General features: G+C 67.5%; 23 protein-coding genes. 13 read left to right on the top strand and 10 right to left on the bottom strand.

Translation table 11 applies throughout. The features are described from left to right. Nucleotides 1–4: 4 nt before the first annotated feature. Complete coding sequence (locus tag Rhe02_RS10120) at nt 5–973, bottom strand: hypothetical protein (protein WP_203907869.1); 969 nt, start codon at nt 971–973, stop codon at nt 5–7. 43 nt (nt 974–1016) lie between these two features. On the opposite strand from Rhe02_RS10120, the gene Rhe02_RS10115 reads away from it, so the two are divergent. From Rhe02_RS10115 to Rhe02_RS10105, 4 genes are all read left to right on the top strand, one after another. Next, nucleotides 1017–1562: a hypothetical protein gene (locus tag Rhe02_RS10115; RefSeq protein WP_203907868.1), complete on the top strand. Its 546-nt coding sequence runs from the start codon at nt 1017–1019 to the stop codon at nt 1560–1562. Nucleotides 1563–1630: 68 nt separating this feature from the next. Continuing rightward, nucleotides 1631–2344, top strand: coding sequence for a hypothetical protein (locus tag Rhe02_RS49740; RefSeq protein ID WP_239123627.1), 714 nt, complete (start codon nt 1631–1633; stop codon nt 2342–2344). Next, nucleotides 2341–2718, top strand: a complete 378-nt coding sequence (locus tag Rhe02_RS10110) for a GntR family transcriptional regulator (protein ID WP_239123626.1) — start codon at nt 2341–2343, stop codon at nt 2716–2718. The genes Rhe02_RS49740 and Rhe02_RS10110 overlap by 4 nt, the downstream gene beginning before the upstream one ends. 140 nt (nt 2719–2858) lie before the next feature. Continuing rightward, entirely contained in the window at nt 2859–3908 is a 1050-nt protein-coding gene (locus Rhe02_RS10105) for a hypothetical protein (protein ID WP_203907866.1), read from the top strand. Between the two features lie 33 nt (nt 3909–3941). Here Rhe02_RS10105 and Rhe02_RS10100 read toward each other — a convergent pair whose 3' ends face one another. Beyond that, nucleotides 3942–4193 carry a ribonuclease domain-containing protein gene (locus Rhe02_RS10100; protein WP_239123619.1) on the bottom strand — a complete coding sequence of 84 codons (252 nt, stop codon included), beginning with the start codon at nt 4191–4193 and terminating at the stop codon, nt 3942–3944. A 198-nt stretch (nt 4194–4391) separates the two neighbouring features. Here Rhe02_RS10100 and Rhe02_RS10095 point away from each other — a divergent pair, with 198 nt between their 5' ends. Beyond that, a complete protein-coding gene (locus Rhe02_RS10095) occupies nt 4392–4895 on the top strand; it encodes a hypothetical protein (protein ID WP_203907865.1) in 504 nt (167 codons plus the stop codon). A 49-nt stretch (nt 4896–4944) separates the two neighbouring features. On the opposite strand, the gene Rhe02_RS10090 is transcribed toward Rhe02_RS10095, so the two are convergent. Next, nucleotides 4945–5634 carry a hypothetical protein gene (locus Rhe02_RS10090; RefSeq protein WP_203907864.1) on the bottom strand — a complete coding sequence of 230 codons (690 nt, stop codon included), beginning with the start codon at nt 5632–5634 and terminating at the stop codon, nt 4945–4947. Between the two features lie 5 nt (nt 5635–5639). Then, nucleotides 5640–5891 (bottom strand): hypothetical protein, encoded by a 252-nt coding sequence (locus tag Rhe02_RS10085; protein WP_203907863.1) that lies wholly within the window; start codon nt 5889–5891, stop codon nt 5640–5642. A 96-nt stretch (nt 5892–5987) separates the two neighbouring features. Between Rhe02_RS10085 and Rhe02_RS10080 the strand changes: the two genes are divergently transcribed. The 3 genes from Rhe02_RS10080 (at nt 5988) to Rhe02_RS10070 (ending at nt 7093) form a co-directional block, all read left to right on the top strand. After that, nucleotides 5988–6383 carry a VOC family protein gene (locus Rhe02_RS10080; protein ID WP_203907862.1) on the top strand — a complete coding sequence of 132 codons (396 nt, stop codon included), beginning with the start codon at nt 5988–5990 and terminating at the stop codon, nt 6381–6383. Nucleotides 6384–6450: 67 nt separating this feature from the next. Next, nucleotides 6451–6774, top strand: a complete 324-nt coding sequence (locus tag Rhe02_RS10075; protein ID WP_203907861.1) for a hypothetical protein — start codon at nt 6451–6453, stop codon at nt 6772–6774. 1 nt (nt 6775) lies between these two features. Then, nucleotides 6776–7093: a hypothetical protein gene (locus Rhe02_RS10070; protein ID WP_203907860.1), complete on the top strand. Its 318-nt coding sequence runs from the start codon at nt 6776–6778 to the stop codon at nt 7091–7093. A 6-nt stretch (nt 7094–7099) separates the two neighbouring features. Here the strand turns inward: Rhe02_RS10070 and Rhe02_RS10065 are convergent, their stop codons facing one another. Both Rhe02_RS10065 and Rhe02_RS10060 read right to left on the bottom strand, forming a co-directional pair. Then, nucleotides 7100–8152, bottom strand: a complete 1053-nt coding sequence (locus Rhe02_RS10065; RefSeq protein ID WP_203907859.1) for an ABC transporter substrate-binding protein — start codon at nt 8150–8152, stop codon at nt 7100–7102. Nucleotides 8153–8212: 60 nt separating this feature from the next. After that, nucleotides 8213–8956 carry a hypothetical protein gene (locus tag Rhe02_RS10060; protein ID WP_203907858.1) on the bottom strand — a complete coding sequence of 248 codons (744 nt, stop codon included), beginning with the start codon at nt 8954–8956 and terminating at the stop codon, nt 8213–8215. 97 nt (nt 8957–9053) lie between these two features. Between Rhe02_RS10060 and Rhe02_RS10055 the strand changes: the two genes are divergently transcribed. From Rhe02_RS10055 to Rhe02_RS10045, 3 genes are read left to right on the top strand one after another with little or no spacing between them, the layout of a single operon-like run. Beyond that, nucleotides 9054–9392, top strand: coding sequence for an ArsR/SmtB family transcription factor (locus tag Rhe02_RS10055; protein ID WP_239123618.1), 339 nt, complete (start codon nt 9054–9056; stop codon nt 9390–9392). A 2-nt stretch (nt 9393–9394) separates the two neighbouring features. After that, nucleotides 9395–9877 carry an SRPBCC family protein gene (locus tag Rhe02_RS10050; RefSeq protein ID WP_203907857.1) on the top strand — a complete coding sequence of 161 codons (483 nt, stop codon included), beginning with the start codon at nt 9395–9397 and terminating at the stop codon, nt 9875–9877. Further along, entirely contained in the window at nt 9870–10295 is a 426-nt protein-coding gene (locus Rhe02_RS10045) for a DUF6069 family protein (protein ID WP_203907856.1), read from the top strand. The genes Rhe02_RS10050 and Rhe02_RS10045 overlap by 8 nt, the downstream gene beginning before the upstream one ends. A 6-nt stretch (nt 10296–10301) precedes the next feature. Here the strand turns inward: Rhe02_RS10045 and Rhe02_RS10040 are convergent, their stop codons facing one another. The 4 genes from Rhe02_RS10040 to Rhe02_RS10025 form a co-directional block, all read right to left on the bottom strand. Further along, nucleotides 10302–10688, bottom strand: coding sequence for a hypothetical protein (locus tag Rhe02_RS10040; protein ID WP_203907855.1), 387 nt, complete (start codon nt 10686–10688; stop codon nt 10302–10304). A gap of 25 nt (nt 10689–10713) precedes the next feature. Then, nucleotides 10714–12360: a restriction endonuclease fold toxin-2 domain-containing protein gene (locus tag Rhe02_RS10035; protein WP_203907854.1), complete on the bottom strand. Its 1647-nt coding sequence runs from the start codon at nt 12358–12360 to the stop codon at nt 10714–10716. A 195-nt stretch (nt 12361–12555) separates the two neighbouring features. Continuing rightward, the gene (locus Rhe02_RS10030; protein ID WP_203907853.1) at nt 12556–12870 is read right to left on the bottom strand and encodes a hypothetical protein; all 315 of its coding nucleotides are present in this window, start codon (nt 12868–12870) and stop codon (nt 12556–12558) included. Between the two features lie 203 nt (nt 12871–13073). Then, nucleotides 13074–14927, bottom strand: coding sequence for a serine/threonine-protein kinase (locus Rhe02_RS10025; RefSeq protein WP_203907852.1), 1854 nt, complete (start codon nt 14925–14927; stop codon nt 13074–13076). A 134-nt stretch (nt 14928–15061) separates the two neighbouring features. Here Rhe02_RS10025 and Rhe02_RS10020 point away from each other — a divergent pair, with 134 nt between their 5' ends. Together Rhe02_RS10020 and Rhe02_RS10015 are read left to right on the top strand one after the other, a co-directional pair. Beyond that, nucleotides 15062–15994: an alpha/beta hydrolase gene (locus tag Rhe02_RS10020; RefSeq protein ID WP_203907851.1), complete on the top strand. Its 933-nt coding sequence runs from the start codon at nt 15062–15064 to the stop codon at nt 15992–15994. Next, nucleotides 15991–16962 (top strand): RNA polymerase subunit sigma-70, encoded by a 972-nt coding sequence (locus Rhe02_RS10015; protein WP_239123611.1) that lies wholly within the window; start codon nt 15991–15993, stop codon nt 16960–16962. The genes Rhe02_RS10020 and Rhe02_RS10015 overlap by 4 nt, the downstream gene beginning before the upstream one ends. Nucleotides 16963–16992 lie beyond the last annotated feature (30 nt).

Genomic DNA, 16992 nt, shown 5'->3' with positions numbered 1-16992 from the left:
CGGGCTATGGCGCTCGGAACTGACTGATCAGCCGCTCAGTTCCGAGCCCGCTGATGGCCAGTCGCTCCTTGCGGTTGTTGAGCAGCTGCGCGGTCCAGTCGGTCAGGCCGCCGTCGGTGAGCAGAAACCGTTGCCGCTGAGGCGTTGTGGCGTGGATGAAGAAGCAGGCGTCGCGGTAGTAGCCGCGCCCGGCCTGCCGCGAGTCGTCGAATTCGAACGTCACCGCAGGGAACTCATCCGCAAGCGGCGCAACGACTTCCCGCTGCAGCAACGGCTGGCGCGCACCGCCGGTCAGGTCCGTCAACGACACCGCCACCGCGTCGATGGCGAGCCCTTGCCCGGTTGCCGCCTCCAGCAGCCGCAGATGGGCCAGCACATGCTCGCGCAAGGCCCGCACCTCGAATCCGAAGGAGTCCTCGGCGCGGCCCGCGGTGGTCAAGGCCATCAACCGGAAATGCGGCAGCATCCCGGGCCCGTGGAAGAGCTGGCCGCGTACCAGCCGATGCGAGGCACACAGCCGCACCAGCTCCCGGCTGCGCGGGTCGCGGCGCAGCAGCGCCCGGCGCCGTGACGCCGCTTCCAGCGCCAGCACATTGGTGGAGTCGGCCAGCACCTCGCTGTTGCGGCTCGTGGTCAGCACCTTGTTCTGGTCGACGGTCGACACCGCCGCGACCGTGCCCAGCGGGCTGACCGGGGACAGCTCGAGGCCGTCAAAACCCAGCTGCGCCAACAGCGACAGCCATCCGGCGTCGAAAGCCGACATGGCCGCCGCATCCACCACCGCCACCCCGGCGAACCGGCTGCTCTCGAACGCCTCCAGCACTTTCGCCGGCGTCAGGCCGGCGGCTCTGCGCCGGTAGACCTCCAGCAGCAGCGAGGTCAGGTCGGCCGGTGCCAGCCGCTGCGCGAGCACATCGACAAGGTCGGCTATGCCGCTCTCGCGAGCCAGCCGCTCCAGATGGCCCTCATTCACCCGGCCATCGTGCCAGAACCCCACATCGGTGATAGTGGGTGGTATGCGTCTGGGGATAGCCGATCATTTCGGGTGGGCTGTGGCGGTGACGGCGTCGGCCCAGCATCGGGTGGTGGACCGCCGCCGGCTCGAGCTGATCGAGCCCGGATTGCCTGCGGCGCCAATACATTACGAGGGCTCACGCCTTGACGCCGCGGCAACGGCCACTCTGGTGGCGAAGGTGCGGGCCTCGGTCGTGCGGGCGGCTTCGGCGGCTTTCGATGAGCTCGCCCATGCTCTGCCGGGGCCGGTGGTGTCGATTCATCTGCGGTCGTGGCCGATGGACTTTCCCGCCGACATCGCCGTGCAGCGCCGCGCGCCCTACGAGAGCCGCGCCGACGCCATCATGTACCGCCATGTGCTCGCCGAACTGGCTCACGGCCGCGGCTGGCAGGTCCACTTCTACGAGGCCAAAGACGTGGAAAGCCAGGCGGCCGGCCTGCTGGCGGGCCGGGCCGACGAGATCCTGCGGGGCCCTCGGGCAGCGCTGGGGCCACCGTGGACGAAGGATCATCGGGTCGCGCTCGCCGCGACGATCGTGGGCGGCTGACCCTTGTATCAAGGGGTTGACACAAGCGGTACCCTTGTATCAACCTCTCGATACAAGGAGCATCTCTCATGCTGATTCGCCTCCTGGGCATCGTCTTGGGCGCGGTCGCTGCTTGGCAGTTTGCGCAAAGGCTTCCCCTCGGGCGTGGCTATGCGCTGGCCGGGCCGGTGTTCGCCGCGGTGCTGCTGTGCACCGCCTTGCTGGCGCAGCGATTCGCGCCGCGGCCCGCAGCGGCCGGCCCCAGGTCCGCGTCGCTGACGATCCGCAGAATTCGCGACTATCTGCCCCGCTTCCCGGCCTACGTGGCGGGCATCAGCACCGTGCTGCTCGTTCTTCTTCTGGTGGGTACCACCACAGCAGGCGGCCCCGACTCAGAAGGCCGTCTCGGGCGCGCCTTCACTCGGGTGTGCGGCGAATTCTCCACCACCAACGGCCCTTGGCCCGGCAGCTACTACTCGATCCCGATCCTCACCGCGACCGGCGTTTGCCTTGTCCTGACGCTCATCGCGCTTCAGGCGGTCGCCCGGCGGCCACGGCTGCCAGGCGATGAAGGCACCCGCCGCCGCGCCGCGGAAGTGATCGTCAGCGGGTACGGGATCGCCGTGCTCACCCCGCTGGCCGGATGCGCCGCGCTTACCGTCAACGTCATCAGCGCCGGCCAATGCGGCCTGCACCGCCTCGACGCGCTGGCCGTCGCCGCGGGCACGGGTGTCGTCCTGGTGGGGCTGTTCTGGATCTACGTCGTTTCGGTGTTGCTGTTCGGCCGCAAGGCGCCGTCGTGACCGAGCCCTTGGAGATCACGGTCGATCCGGGCCTGCACGTGCCGCCCTACGAGCAGATCCGCCAGCAGCTGGCCGATCTGATCACCGGCGGTGTCCTCAAGACCGGTCACCGCCTGCCCCCGATCCGGCAGCTGGCCGCCGATCTGCAGCTGGCCGCGGGCACCGTCGCCCGCGCCTACCAGGAGCTGGAGACCGAAGGCCTGGTCCAAACGCGACGCGCCGCCGGAACGGTGGTCGCCCCGCGGCATCCGCCGACGACCGAACACCGCACAGAAACCGTTGCCCGCCAATATGTTGAGGCCGCTCAGCGACTGGGGCTGACCCTCAGCGAGGCGACCGAGGCGGTCAAACGCCACTGGCACCCACCGCGCTGAGTCGCCGTGCCGTGAAAAGCCGGTGGCGCGATCCGGCTCGGACGGCAAGGATGGGGGTATGTCTGCTGTCAGCTCCATCGACGTGACCGTCGACCTGGTGATCAAACGTCGACCTATCCGTTGGAGCGCCAGGAGAGACAGTGAAGAATACGCAAACGTCAATCGAGCATGCCCTCGAGATCGCGTGTGACGAGTCGGGCTGGGAAGGTAGCAACCTCGCAGCCGCAAACTCCGACGTCATCGCGCACGCCAGCATCCGGCTGGACATCGATGCGGCGGCGGAGTGGATCCGCGCGCTGCGTCACCGATCCGGGCATGACAGCTACGAATACAAGGCCTCACACCTATTGCGGGCCAGGGGCGGGCCGCGCCTTGCCGAGTTCCTCGGCCCGTCCGGCCCGGTGCACGGCCAGGCCCGGGTCCATCTGACCCACAAGTTCTGCTTCATCCTCGGCCGGGTGCTCGACCTGTTCCTCGGCGGCTTCGCCGACACGGCGAGCCTCGGTCTGCGCCCGGACCCGAGCCTGGCCGACGCGGCGGCCAGGCTGTGCCGGGCCGGCCCCGGCACCTTCGGCCCCGAACCCTGGCAGGCGTTCCTGGCAGCGACCAACGTGGTCCTGCGCGCAGACCGCGGCTGGAAGGTGCGTCCTCCGGTCGACGCCTTCTTCGGCCAGGTCGAGGTGCTGCGGACCAGCAACGCCGACAGCCCGGTCGGGCAGGTCCTCGATGACCTGCGCGAGCTGCGGCGCAGGGATGCCTATTCCGCTCGCGAACGGCTGCTTGAGGGTCATGTCCTACAACCCGTTCTGGAGCCGCTGCTGCCCGCCCTGGCCGGCACCGTGCTGCACTGGAGCCGGGGACTGCATCCGGTCGCGGTGGTGCACGACGAACAGTCCGCGCTGACCGAGCGGCGGATGCGGCTTCTCGAACAGATCCTGGCCGCGCCGCCGCTGGAACTGATCCAGCTGCCGGCTCACGGTCACTTCCTGCACTTCCGTCAGACGGATTCGCGAACCGACCCTCGGGTCCAGGTCGCCGACCTGCTCGCCGGGGTGGCCCGCAAGATCGCGTCCGACGAGCTCGCCGGCCGAAGCGATCCGCAGCTGACCGCGTTGCTACGGCCCTACCTGGATCCGGCGTCGCGCTGGTGCGCCGAGCTCACCGATCCAAGCCTGCGGGCCGCGGGCTAGCACGAGCTGAGGGCGCCCCAGCCGCGGGCGCCCTCAGCTGCCGAGCACCAGGGTCAGCTCGCGAGCGGCACCGTTGTTGCGCGGGTAGACGTCGTACTCGTAGTAGGTCGCGCCGGCGGGGAGCTGTCCCTCGCGGTTGTAGAAGCGGCCGCCGGCGAAGTTGTAGAGCCCGTTGCTCCACCTGTACCACGCCCGCGTGGTCGGGTAACCCTTGGCGGACCAGCCCGACCTGGCCGTGCGCGCATCGGCGCAGCGCGAAATCGTGCAGCTGGTCGCACAGATCACCCCAATCCATCGACATATATGACTTGAATTTGCCGTGACACCCCGGCATCCAAAAAGGATCGCCGTCGAGGTGACGGGCGCATAGCAGACGCAAAGCATCCGCAAAGCACAAACCACGATGCTCGAACCCAGCCGGGACAAGCAATCCCGGCCGACGACCCACGACCAGTGGACCAAGTGGACAGGGAGAGGCTAACTATGCGTGCCATCCGCTCAACCATCGCCACCTTGGGCATCCTCGCCGGGATGCTCGTGGCCGTTTCCGTGGCCGGCCCGGCGTCGGCGGTACCCGCCAAAGATGCCCGTGGCGGACAGGTTCTCACCGCTCCGGCGGCACCGCCTGGTGCCCTGGCCAAGGGGGACATGGCGATTGCCGTGGTCGAGCCGACCACCTACCCGTCCGTGACGACACACCCGGTCGCGCCGGGCGCGATCTACACCTGTGGGGCCGGCTATTTCTGTGCCCTGGTCTGGAATCCGGTGACCAACCTGTGGAAGGTCTTCTTCTTCTACTACTGCCAGACCCAGTATGTGTACAACTGGCTCGGCGGCGGCGCCTACCTCAACAACCAGAACCCGCCGGTCCAGCCGACGCAGATCTACGGCCAGTACGGCGAGCTGCTGGCCGCTCTCGTGGTGGAAAACCCGCGGCGGCAGCGTGACTTCGACTGGAACCCGGTCTGGTCGCTCAAGCCCTGCTGACATCGCGCGGATCGGCCGCGGTCAGCAACGACCGCGGCCGATCCGGTTGCTACTTGAGCAGGTCGCGGGTGGCCTTGGCGACCGCCGCGGCCTGACGGATGCTGGAGCGCACGGCGAGCAGCTTGGCCTTGGCCCCTGCCACGGCCGAGCGGATCCCTGCGGCATCAGGCCCCGGCTTGACAGCCAGCAACCCGTCGGCCACGCCGGCCAATCCTTTTGCGGCGGCATCTATCTGGGTACGAAGCACAGCCAGCTGTGCCTTGGCGGCGCTGACATCCTTGCCGGCCTGCTGCGCCGCCTCGATGGCGGAAGAGAGCGTGGCATAGGCGTCCTCCAGGGCCGCGATCGCGGAGCCCTCCACATCGGCGACGATGGTCAGGCGCACCTGTGGAGTCACCAGAAGGTAGACCCGGTAGCCGTCGACCATCACCCTGGTGTCGTCCTTGACCGCCGCCAGTGTCGTTTCGCCCTGCACCTTGGAGCGCAACGCATTGAGCCCTTCGGTGCTGCCGGCGAGGATGCCCTCCAGAGTCGACTTGTGACCGGCGCTGAGCCGCGTCGCCGCCCGCACGGCCACACCTTCGGCCTTGAGCGTGGCGAGGCGTCCGTCGATGCGCGCGACGGTGACCTTCTTCGCGGCATCCAGCGCGCCGTCGGTGGCCGCGGACGCCGCCGCGGCCGGGCTCGCGGGTGCGAGCAGCAACACGGCCGCAACGGCGGCCAGAATCCGTGTCATCATGTGCCTCACTCGTCTGCATCCGGGGTTTTGTCCGCCTCGGTGAGCTGCTTCTCCAGCTCGGCGAGCATGCCGTCCACTTCGGACAGATTCACGGCCACCTTGCTGGAAGCCACCTGCGGAGCCAGACCCGCAGCCGGGGTCGGGCTGACCACCGCGGCGGGCCTGTCGGCGGGAGTGGCTCTGTCCTCGCGCGCCCGGCAGCCCGCGGCCGCGAATGTGGTCAGCAGCACCGTGACGATCACCAACGTGCGTTTCATGCCCGCACTCTGACCCGCTCGGGTGAGCGGCATGCTGGCCTTGTGTAAGGGTCACGCAAATTGGATCCGGGCCGCCGATCCTGTCACCATGCCTGGGTGACTTCCTTCATCTCCCACACCAGCGTGGACTGTGCCGACGCCTACAAGCTGTCGCGCTGGTGGCAGACCGTCCTGGACTACGTCGAGAACCCCGATGATCCCAACGAGCCGGGGCACGAAGAGTGCATGATCTACTCGCGCGACGGGTCGCATCGCCTGCTGTTCATCGAGGTGCCCGAGTCCAAGCAGGTCAAGAACAGAATCCATTTCGACCTGCGCCCGGCCGAGGGTTCACGCGACGCCGAGCTGGCCCGGCTGACCGAGCTGGGGGCAAGCATGGTCGCGGATCGGCGCAACCCCGACGGAACAGGCTGGGTCGTGCTCGCCGATCCCGAGGGAAACGAGTTCTGCATCCTTCGCAGCAAATCCGAGGTGGCCGCGACGCAATCCTGAATTGCCCGAAAGATCGAGGTCAACCAGGTTAATGTGGCTGGTGCGCGGCAACGAAGAGGAGAGCACCATGCCAGCCCTGATTGACCTCGACACTCAAACGACCTTCGTGACCGATCCGGTCAGCCCCTGCGCGAATGCCGACTTCACCGTCTCGTGGCGGGAGAAGAACGTCGGCGACGAGGCGTCAACGGCTTACGAAGACATCTTCGACATGAACGATCAGGGCACTGGTGCCAGCCAGAAACTCCCGTGTGAGGCGTTGCAGCCCGGCGATGCCGCGATGCGGTCGCTGACTTTCAACCTGCAAGCGGGCAACTACGACATGAACCTGGTAATCAACGGCCGGGGTCCGGTCTTCCTCGGCAACGTCAGAATCGGCGAGTGCGTCTGACATGGCCGGTCAATTGGAGTTCGCCGAAGACTTTCCACAGCTCCTGCCCGACCCGCCGCAAGCTCACGTCCAATTCTCGGTGAAGTGGAAATGTGAGAACACCGGCGACGAACCGACTCCCGAGGCCGGCGTACAGATCGATGTCCTTGACTCAAGCGGCAATCCGCTACTCACCTCCATCGGGAGGAACGTTGCGGCACTGTCGCCGGGCCAGACCGACGAGGACACCGTTGGTGTCGGCGCGGTCGGCAGTGGCAGCGGCACGGTAAGGGTGACGATCAACGGCCTGGTAGCCACCATTCCGATAACGGTCAACTGAGCGCTACTACACGGGCGCCCATGTTCCTGCCTGTGCGGTCATATCCACCAGCGCGCCTTCGATGAGGCGTGCGTGGTTGTAGACGCCGGTGACGCCCAGGCAGCACATGGCCTGCAGCTGGGCGCGGGCCGATTCGCGGTCGCGGTGCCCGAGGAACGCCAGATGCAACAAAGTCACCGCGTCGGCGGCGGACCCGTCCGCGACGCTGGCCGGCCCGTTGGCCGGCTCGAACCCGGCAGCGAAACGCTTGACAGTGCTGGCGTTGGGCAGTGTCTCCGGCATCGCTGACGGCGCTGCCAGCCAGGGCAATGGTGCGATGATCCCGTCTGCGGCGGCACCGGCGACACGGTGCAGCTGCGGGCCGACCGCCTCGGGAAGGACGAACACCGGGCCGGTCCATCCCGCCGTCCGCGCGTCACGCGCCGCGGGCCCCGCGAAAGGGCTCGGCGCGTTGACGATGAGGGCTTGCGGGTTCTGCGCCACCAAGGCTTTCACCGCGTCGACGAAGGAGGTGGCGGTCGCCGCGAACGTCTCGATCCCGGTGATGGTCACCCCCCGCGCGGCCGCCTCGCTTTCCGGCGTTGGCTGGCCTTCCAGCGACAGCACAGCGACTTTGTCATGCTGAGCGTTCTTCACCGCGAGCATCAGCGCCCGGTCCACCTGCTCACGGGTCGGGCCGGCCTGGAAAAGGTAGGGCATGGCCGCGCCTGGCACGGGCACCGTGCTCACCAGCGGGGTACAGGCGGCCTGCGCCTGGGACAGCACAGCCAGCCCGGCAAGTGTGGTGCTCACCAGCGCATGGACGCCCGCGTCGAGCAGCGCTGCGGCGGCCTCCCGCGGATCGGTGATTTCTTCGCGAGTCAACAGCTCCGCCGCCGGTCCATGTTCCGCGCTCGCTTCGAGGGTCCCTACGCGGTAACGGATACCCTGCAGCTCATTTCCGATCACGCCGATGCGCAGCGGCCCGGATGAAGCCATCGCTCGGCCAGCCAGCACGGATGTCGCGAGAGCCGCGACGCCTCCAGCAAGTGCGGCTCGCCTGGTCAATGAGTTATTCATGCCACCAATATGTCGGCATTAGCCCGATTTTCACCTAAATAGTCTGATAGCAGACACAGGTCAAGGCCTTGCTCGCACCTTCCACTGAGCTTCAGCCTCCACGGACACCACGACCATGCCCGGCTCCAGATCGCCGAGGGTCAAGCAGCGCTCCCCATACTCTGAAAGGCTGAGATGGGAAAGGATTCCCGTCACCGGCTGACATTGCTCGGCCCAGCCTCGCGAGCGCAGCATCTCGCGTAGCTCTGCGGCTGTGCGGTCGGTGCGAAGAGTCACTTCGCGGACGCACGTCGCGCCGTCCACACCGCAGCTCGGTTCACCGGCCTCCACGACAGACACTCCGGCCGATAGCAGCGCGGCGTCGTTGGCGGGGATATAGACGCCCTCGCCTTCCATCGCGATCGTCAGCGTTGCCAGGCCGGAGACCACAAGCGTCACCACGGCGAGGGCGACCGCGGGTCCAAGCCGCCAACGGCGAGCGGCCACCATCGCCACGACGCAGATCACGATGGCCCCCGCGGTGTAAGGCAGTAGCCAGTCGATCGGCGAGGCGACGGGTCCCTGGCTGAACACCACTCGCGACAGCCACATGCAGGTGACCAGCAATGCCACCAGCAGCCCGGAAACCCACCAGCCGCCGGTCGGTCCGGGCGCCGCGAACGCCCATGCGGCCAGCGGGGTCAGCACGATGACCGCCGTCATCAACGCTGACACCGCTTCGGAAGATGGCGGCCAGCTGTCTAGCAGGACCAACAAGACGACGACGATGACATCGACCGCAATGACAATCCGGCGCCAGGTCATCCCCGGATGCTAGCGGGCTCTCCGGTTTCGGGTGGCCCGCTGCACCCCTGGCTGGATGTTCTTGACAGTCTTGGGATCCGCCGCAATACTTAGGTATGTGCCTAAGTATCAGGAGGGCCTCGACCGGCTGTTCCACGCCCTGGGCGACGCCAGCCGCCGGGCGATGGTCGAAAGGCTGGTTCGCGGCCCGGCATCGGTGAGCGAACTGGCCCGCCCGTTCGACATGGCGATGCCCAGCGTGGTTCAGCACCTCGGTGTGCTGGAGGCCGCCGGGATCGTGGTATCCACCAAAGTCGGCCGGGTCCGCACCTACCAGCTGGCACCCAACGCGCTCAACCCGGCCGCCGAATGGATCGGCAGGCAACGCCTGCCCGCCGAGCGCCGCCTCGACCGGCTCGGCGCCTTCCTCGACCCAAGTACTGACAAGGAGAAATAGTCATGAACGACATCACCGAACGCAGCCAGACGCACGCCACGTTCGTCGTCGAGCGCACCTTCCACGCACCGCTCGACGCCGTCTGGCACGCTCTGTCCGACAACGACGCCCGCGATCAATGGTTCGGCGGCGGGCCCGCATTCGACGTCGCCAACAAGGCGCACGACTTCCGCGTCGGCGGGGGCGGCATCGAGGAAGGGCAATGGCACGGCGGCCCGCGTTCGCGGTTCTTGTCGACCTATACCGACATCGTCGATCGGTGCCGCATCGTGTTCACCTATGACATGTGGGTCGACGACAAGCATCTGTCCACCTCACTGACCACCATCGCGGTCGAGCCAGACGGCGACGCCACCCTCCTGACCTACACCGAACAGGCCGTCCATTTCGACGGCTTGGACAGCGTCGAAGGCCGCGAAGAAGGCACTCGGGGCATCCTTGACGGCCTCGGGGCCTTCCTGAGTAAAGACGCTGCGCATGACTGACACCGAAATCGAGCCGGCCACGACACCAACCACCGCCGGCCGGCTCGCTGTCGTCTCCGCTGCGCTCACCGGCCTGCTCATCGCGAACCTGGCCATCTACGCGGCAGGGCGCGCATTTGGCGGCACGTTCGTCTACCTGCAGAACGCCACCCCGGTCGAGGTCGGCCCGCTCGCGATCACGATCATGTCACTCGTGCCGCTGGCAACCGGGCTCGCTGTGATCGCGGCACTGTCGCGCTTGTGGCCGGCCGCTATCCGCGTTGCCCGCATCGCCGGCCCCACACTCGCCGTGGCCACCATCGGCCTGATGACTGTCCCGGCCGGATTCGATACCACAAGCGCGGTGTCGCTTGCCGTCATGCATCTGACGACCATCCCGGCGACGCTTATCGCGCTCAATGCCCTTGCCCGCCAATAGCCGGAGTCAGGCCTGCTGCTCGAGCCGTTCGTAAAGGTCGATGACGTCCTGCACGGATGCTCCGCTGGGTACCGGTTCCAGCTCGGGATTGTCCTCCGCCATCGCCAACGCGGGGGTGCCCGGCGGCAGCAGCTGCAGGAACCAGACAATCGTCTCGGCCCAGTCCTGCGGGCTGCCCTGGGACAGGGTCAGGTGGCTGCGGCTGACGTAGGTGCCGTAGCGGGGCATCCCGCCGACCACCACATCGAAGCTGAGGTAGGAGCCGCCGGTGACCGCCGAGGACGGACGCTCGAAGCGGGCATTGGGCCACCGCCGCCGGATGCTGGCTTCCGCGTCGTCCAGATCGATCGGCCAGGTCTGGCCCTCCGGAGCGGCCACGTACAGCTTGCCCATCAATGTTCCCTTCGTCGGCCGCAGCCTACTCGACGACCCGCACGTTGGACGGCAGGTGGTTCTTGGCCGCCAGGAATTGCCAGTACCCAACGGTGGAGGCGTCGTTCGTGTCGATCTCCACGTACTGCGCGTGGTTGTCCGGATTGGAGATACCGGCCGCGTACTTGCGCATCTCGTTGTCGTCGTCGGCCAGCATGAGGCCGGTCCGGAAACTGTTGGAGGTCAACCCTTCCAACGTTCGCGGGCTGCAGTCGAGCTGGCGGACGTGCTTGGCGTCGACCAGCGCGCCGTCCTCGGGCCGGAATCCGTCGGCCCAAATGGTGGTGCCGTTGGCTCCGGTGACGAGGCGTTCGGGTGATCCGGCCACCCGCAGCTGGTATGCCCGGTCCTCGGGCGTTCCGTAGTTGGGGTCACGCGAAGGCAGGGTCTGCGCCCAGGTATTGGCCTCGGCGGCCTCCAGCGGGCTGTACATCCGGAGGTTGGGTGGCATGACGAGGGGCGGCGCGATCGGATCCCGTGCCGGAGTCAGCGCGGCCGCTTCGGCATCGCTGGGCGTCAGCAGCGTGCCCGCCCCCGCTACCAGCGTGACCCCGGCCGCTATCTGCGTGATCGTGGCCGCGGTCTCGGCGGCCGCTCCCCTGGCCGCGAGGGCGATGATCTGACCCTCGATCACCGGTACCGATTCGGCTGCGGCGATCGCCACCGTGTCAGTGACCACGGCCGCCTCCAGCGCGGTGACGGTCGCGGCCGCCTCGGCCACCGCGGCGGCATCCGCGGCCGCGGCGGCCGCATCGGATCCGCCCAGGGTGAAGACGGTCAGCGCGATTCCGGCCGCGGTACACACCGCGATGACGACCCCGATCTCGATGAGCTGCCTGCGCACGCTTTCGGTGTGCTGCGCGAAGTTGTCGCACATCTCGGCGAGCCGGCGGGCCTCCGCCGAGAGGTTCTCCAATATCGGCCGGCCGTCGTTGACTTCTGTTGCGCCCGAAGGAAAGTCGGTATACAGCGACTTTCCGAACTGCTCGAAGGCGTCGATCGCAGGTCCGTCGCAGTTGACGGTGACGATCTCCTCGGCCTTGAAGGCATTGCGCTGGGCGTCGTCGATGAGTTCGGCGACCTTCTTCCAAACCCGTTCGGCCACCCGCAGTTTCTCGACGTTGGCCTCCGGCCAGTACTCGCCGATGAGCCACATGTCGTGCACCTGACGCGAGCCCGTCACCATTTCCAGAGCCCTGTACGACTCCTCCGGCTCACAATTGACCTTCGACTTGGCCAGCGGCGAGGCGGCGTTGACCCCCTGCATGAACATCCGGCTGATTTCGTCTTCTATATAGAGGTAGTTAAACGCCATGTCCAGAAGCCGGCTAGCGATCGCGGCCATCGCCTCGCCCGCCTTGCCGATTCCCTTGACCACCTCCGTGGCCGCCGGCTCGTACCGGCGCGCGAACTGGTGCGCGGCCGTGTTGTCCCCGGCCATGCCCTTCGTCTGCGCCAAGTCGCCGGCCAGACCTGCCGCGATGGCGAACAGATAATTCTTGACGTCGAGGTACTTCGTCGACCCCGTATAGAGCACGTCCGAGTCAGCTTCGAAGCCACCGCCGGTGTACTGCCGGCTCTGCAGCGACGGAGTGGGTAGATACGACATGTTTTCGGCCGAGTCAATCGACATGCACCAACGTTAGCGCCACGCGCAAACCTGCGGAACATGCCCATGCCGCGTTCCCAGCGGGGTTCGGCGACGCGCTCGGGCTTCGCAGCCGACCGATGGCTATCTGTGCGTCAATGTCGGTACATGGCAAGCGCTCGCTGCTGCTGCCTCCTGCCGTGTTCGCGGAGGTGATTGAGCTCGAGCGGACAGACGCCCTTACGGCGACCGTTTCCCGGGGGCAGCGATGATGCCGTCTGTTCCGTTGACGCCGAGGATGCCCGAAACGATGCTGAGCGTCCCCGCGTCGAGGTCCGCAACATCCGCGTAGGTCTTGGTGATGCCGTACTTCCGCAGAATGCCTTCTGCGATCGCGACGAGCTCGCTAAGCCCCGGGCCTAGCGGCCCTCCGTTGGCGATTTTGATGTCCTGGTCGTCAGCCCCCTTCAGAAGGTCGGAGATGATGTCGAGCCCGAGCTCCTTGCGGGGCTCCGGTCCGGCGCCCTGAGCCGGGGTCGCCAGGAGCAGGGGCATGGCCGCGAAGGCAACGGCTCCTAGTACCGCGCGTGGCTTCATGTCGTGATCAACGATCAAGGCGATCGCGAGATACACCTAGCCGTTACGCGAACACCGTCTTGCCTGCACCTAGCGGCGGTGACGAAGGATCGGCCAGGTCCTGGGGACCGAGCCGATGGCGCAGCGTCAGTCTCCGCGAACTAGTGCGCCACCGGTTGCGGCTATGGCGTGGAGCACGGCGGCGGAACGGTGCCCGTGACGTGGTTGGACGCCGACGGCGTGCTTGTCGAGCTTGGTTTCATCACCAGGTCGTAGGGCTGTCCGATGGGTGTTCCGGTGTCGAACCGGCTGCCCACATCGACGGACACCGTCCTGGATTGGCCGGGCGCAAGTGGCGAGCCGCCGATCGGCTGGGGGTTCTTCGTGAGCTGAGCTCCTCCGGTGACGGTGAACTGGCCGTATACGGTGGCGCCGACGAAATCGGCGGTGTTGGCCCAGCCGCTGAAGACCGTGGCGGTGCCATGGAACTCGGCAATGGTGCCGCCGGAACAGCGCACGGTGCCGGAGACGGTGAAGAACAGCCCGGTGCCGCAATGCGGGATGCCGTTCCAGGATCTGCTTGCCTGCATGGAATTCGGCGCGGTGGACCTGACCGTCGCGCTGCCGTTGCTGACCGAGCTGGTGCTCGACAGCTGAATCGTCTTCTGGCCCGCCTCGGTGAACGACAGGGTCTTCGTGCCGTCCGAACCACCGTTGATCTCGGTTTGCAGGCGAACCTCGGCCGGGCCGGAGACGGTCACCCTGGCGCTGATGGTGGCCTTGCACGAGGGCCCGTCGGCGACGTTGGACAGTACCTGGATCGCGGTGACCTCGCCGACCACCGGCGCGGCCGATCCCGACGCGGCCGGGCTGGGGGAAGCACTGGCGCTTGGGCTTGGGGTGTCGGAAGGGCTCGGTGACGTGCTCGGGCTTTGGCTCTGAAGCGGCGCGGCCGTGCCGTTCGCGCCTTTCCCTCCATCTAGGACCTGGGTCAGCACAACCGAACCCACCAGCAGCAACACCACGGCCAGGGCGACGGCCAGCACGATGCGGCGGCGATCCAGCTCCTTGGGCGGTAACGGTTCCAGCTCAGCATTGTCTTCGATGATCGCGGGCGCCCAGGCCGACCCCAGCGGTATTTCCATCGGTGGCGGCAGCGGCACCGCGATCGGCGTCGCACGCGGCGGCGGCGGCACCGCGACCGGCGCCGGAGCGTCGGAACCCGGGAAGTGTTGCTGCACATGCGCTTGGAGGTCGGCCAGGGTGGCCCGTTCGCGCGGATCCTTGATCAGCAGGCGATCGATGATGCTCGCCATCTCGCCGGCCCGCTGCGGCGGGTCATGCTGCCTGATCGCCGGCGCGAAGGCGCCGGTGACCGGATCGTCCGACGCGAACGGGCTGACTCCTTCGGCCGCGAAATACAGGGTCGCGCCCAGCGCGAACAGATCGGCTTCCATGCCCACGACCCCGTTGAGGATCCGCTCGGGGGCGATGAAGCCGGGCGTACCCAGCAACATCCCGGTGTTGGTCATGGTGCCGCTGCCCAGCACCTTGGCAACCGAGAAGTCCGTGAGCAGCGCCCCACCGGAATCCGGAATGAGCACATTGGACGGTTTCACGTCGCGGTGGATCAGGCCCGCAGCATGCGCGGCGGACAGGGCACCGATCATCCACGACGCCAATTGCGCCACCCGCTCGGGCGCCCAGGCTCCTTCCGCATTGATGATCTGTTCCAGAGATCGGCCCTCGACCAGCTGCATGACGATCCACGGCCGCTCGTTGTCGGTCACCACGTCCTGGACCCGCACCACGTTGGGGTGATCGATCCGGCCGGCGTGCGACGCCTCGGCGACGGCACGCTGCACCACCTCGGCATGCTGCTCGTCGGTGAGGCCCTGCGAGAACCGCAACTCCTTGATGGCGACAACCCGATCCAGCAGCATGTCCTGGGCACGCCACACCGTGCCCATCCCACCGGCCCCGAGTCTGGCCTCCAAACGGTACCGGCCCGCGACGATTTGCCCGATCTCACCCATCGATGCTCTCCCCTGGCACGAATCCAGCCAAAGGCACTGTGCCATCGACCAAGCCCGCTGGGAAGGCACCGGTTCGTTTTCCGCCGTCGGTGGTCTACATGGTGACAGCGCAAACCGAACAAAGGAGCCCATCCATGCCGAGCATCCAGTCTGAAGCGGTCCGAAGGCATTGGACAGCGTCCCGCTACGCGATGCAGCGGCGGGGCAGCCCGCAGCCGGACGGCTCGCAGCCCGACGGCGAGTCGTGGGGTGACCTGACAGCCGAGCCGCGTGAGGTCGACTATCTGGAAGTCGACGCGGGCGGTGTGCCCGCCATGTGGGCGACGCCGAAACGTTGCGCGCCCGACCGTGTCCTGCTGTGTATGCACGGCGGCGGGTTCATCAGCGGCTCGATCTACACGCACCGCAAGATGTTCGCCCATCTCGCCAAGGCCGCCGGGGTACGAGCGCTGATCTTCGACTATCGGCTGGCTCCCGCGCACACCCATCCGGTTCAGGTACAAGACGCGACCACCGTCTACCAGTGGTTGCTGGACCAAGGTTTGCGCGCCGACCGGATCGCGTTCACCGGCGATTCCGCGGGCGGCGCACTGGCCATCACCACTCAGCTGGCCGCCCGGAAGCGGGGCCTGCCGTTACCGGCTGCGGCGATGCCCTTCTCGCCCTGGGTCGACCTGGAGGTGCGGGGAAAGTCGTACGACACCAACCGGGACCGGGATCCGTTCTTCGATCGCGAGACCGTCCGCCAGATCGCGGCCACGTTCCTGGGCGAGCGCGGCGACCCGCGAGATCCCCTGGCCAGTCCGCTCTACGCCGAGCTTTCCGGCCTGGGGCCGATCTACATTCAGGTCGGCGGGGACGAGACGCTGCTCGACGATGCCCGAAGCCTGCACGCGCACGCGAGCCGGTGCGGAGTCGAGGTGCGGCTGGACGTCGTACCCGCCATGTTGCACACGTTTCAGATGGCCGCGGGCCGAGCACCCGAGGCTGACGAGGCGATCCGGCAGATGGCAGGCTGGGTCCGGACCAAACTGGACCTTCACCACGAGGGACAATGCGAGCGGTGAAAGCGACTTCCCAGGCCGACGAGTTCGCCAGCCGCGCCGAGCCGTTTCGGCGCGAGCTGATCGCGCACTGCTACCGCATGCTCGGATCGGCCGACGAAGCCGAAGACCTGGTCCAGGAAACGTATCTGCGGGCGTGGCGGTCCTACGCCACCTTCGAGGGGCGCTCCTCGCTGCGGGTCTGGCTGTATAGCATCGCCACCAACGCCTGCCTGACCGCGCTGGACCAGCGCAAGCGACGGGCACTGCCGTCCGGGCTGGCCGGTCCCACCGGCGATCCCGATGCGCCGCCGGTGGCGGCCCCCGACATCGCCTGGCTGCAGCCGATTCCCGATTCCGCTGCGGATTGGCAGTCGGCTGATCCGGCGGCGATCGTCGCCGGGCGGGAGAGCCTGCGCCTGGCCGTCATTGCCAGTCTCCAATATCTGCCGCCGCGCCAGCGGGCCGTACTGATGCTGCGGGAGGTGCTTGCCTTTCCCACAGCGGAAGTCGCCGCCATGCTGGACACGACGACGGCAGCGGTCAAAGGCATGCTGCAACGGGCACGCCTGCGTCTCGACGAGGTCGCCCCCCAGCGCGAAAAGCTCTGCGAGCCGACCGAGCCACGCGCCAAGGAGCTACTCGACCAGTACATCGCGGGCTTCGAAAACGCCGACATCGCCGCGCTGGAGCGAGCGCTGCGCGCTGACGCCGCCATCGAGCTCGTCGGCACCAGCACCTGGTTCTCGGGTCGTGGCACATGTCTGCGTTTCCTCACCCACGTCATCGGAACCGCCGGAGATTGGCGGATGATCCCGATCGCCGCCAATGGGCAGCCTGCCGCGGCGGCCTACCGGCGCGACGGCGACGGAGTCCACCGCGCGTTCGGCATCGGCGCCCTCACCACCACGGACACCGGCATCACCCGCATTGTCGTCTTCGGTGGAGGGGCGGACCTGGTGGCGAAGTTCGGCCTGCCGCCCGCGGCCTAGCCCGGGACCACGCATCCGCGGCGGCTGGGG

It is taken from the genome of Rhizocola hellebori, assembly GCF_016862955.1.
GTDB classification, from domain to species: Bacteria; Actinomycetota; Actinomycetes; order Mycobacteriales; family Micromonosporaceae; genus Rhizocola; species Rhizocola hellebori.
Note: the sequence above shows the minus strand (reverse complement) of the source record. Positions and strands in the feature narration are given on the sequence as shown.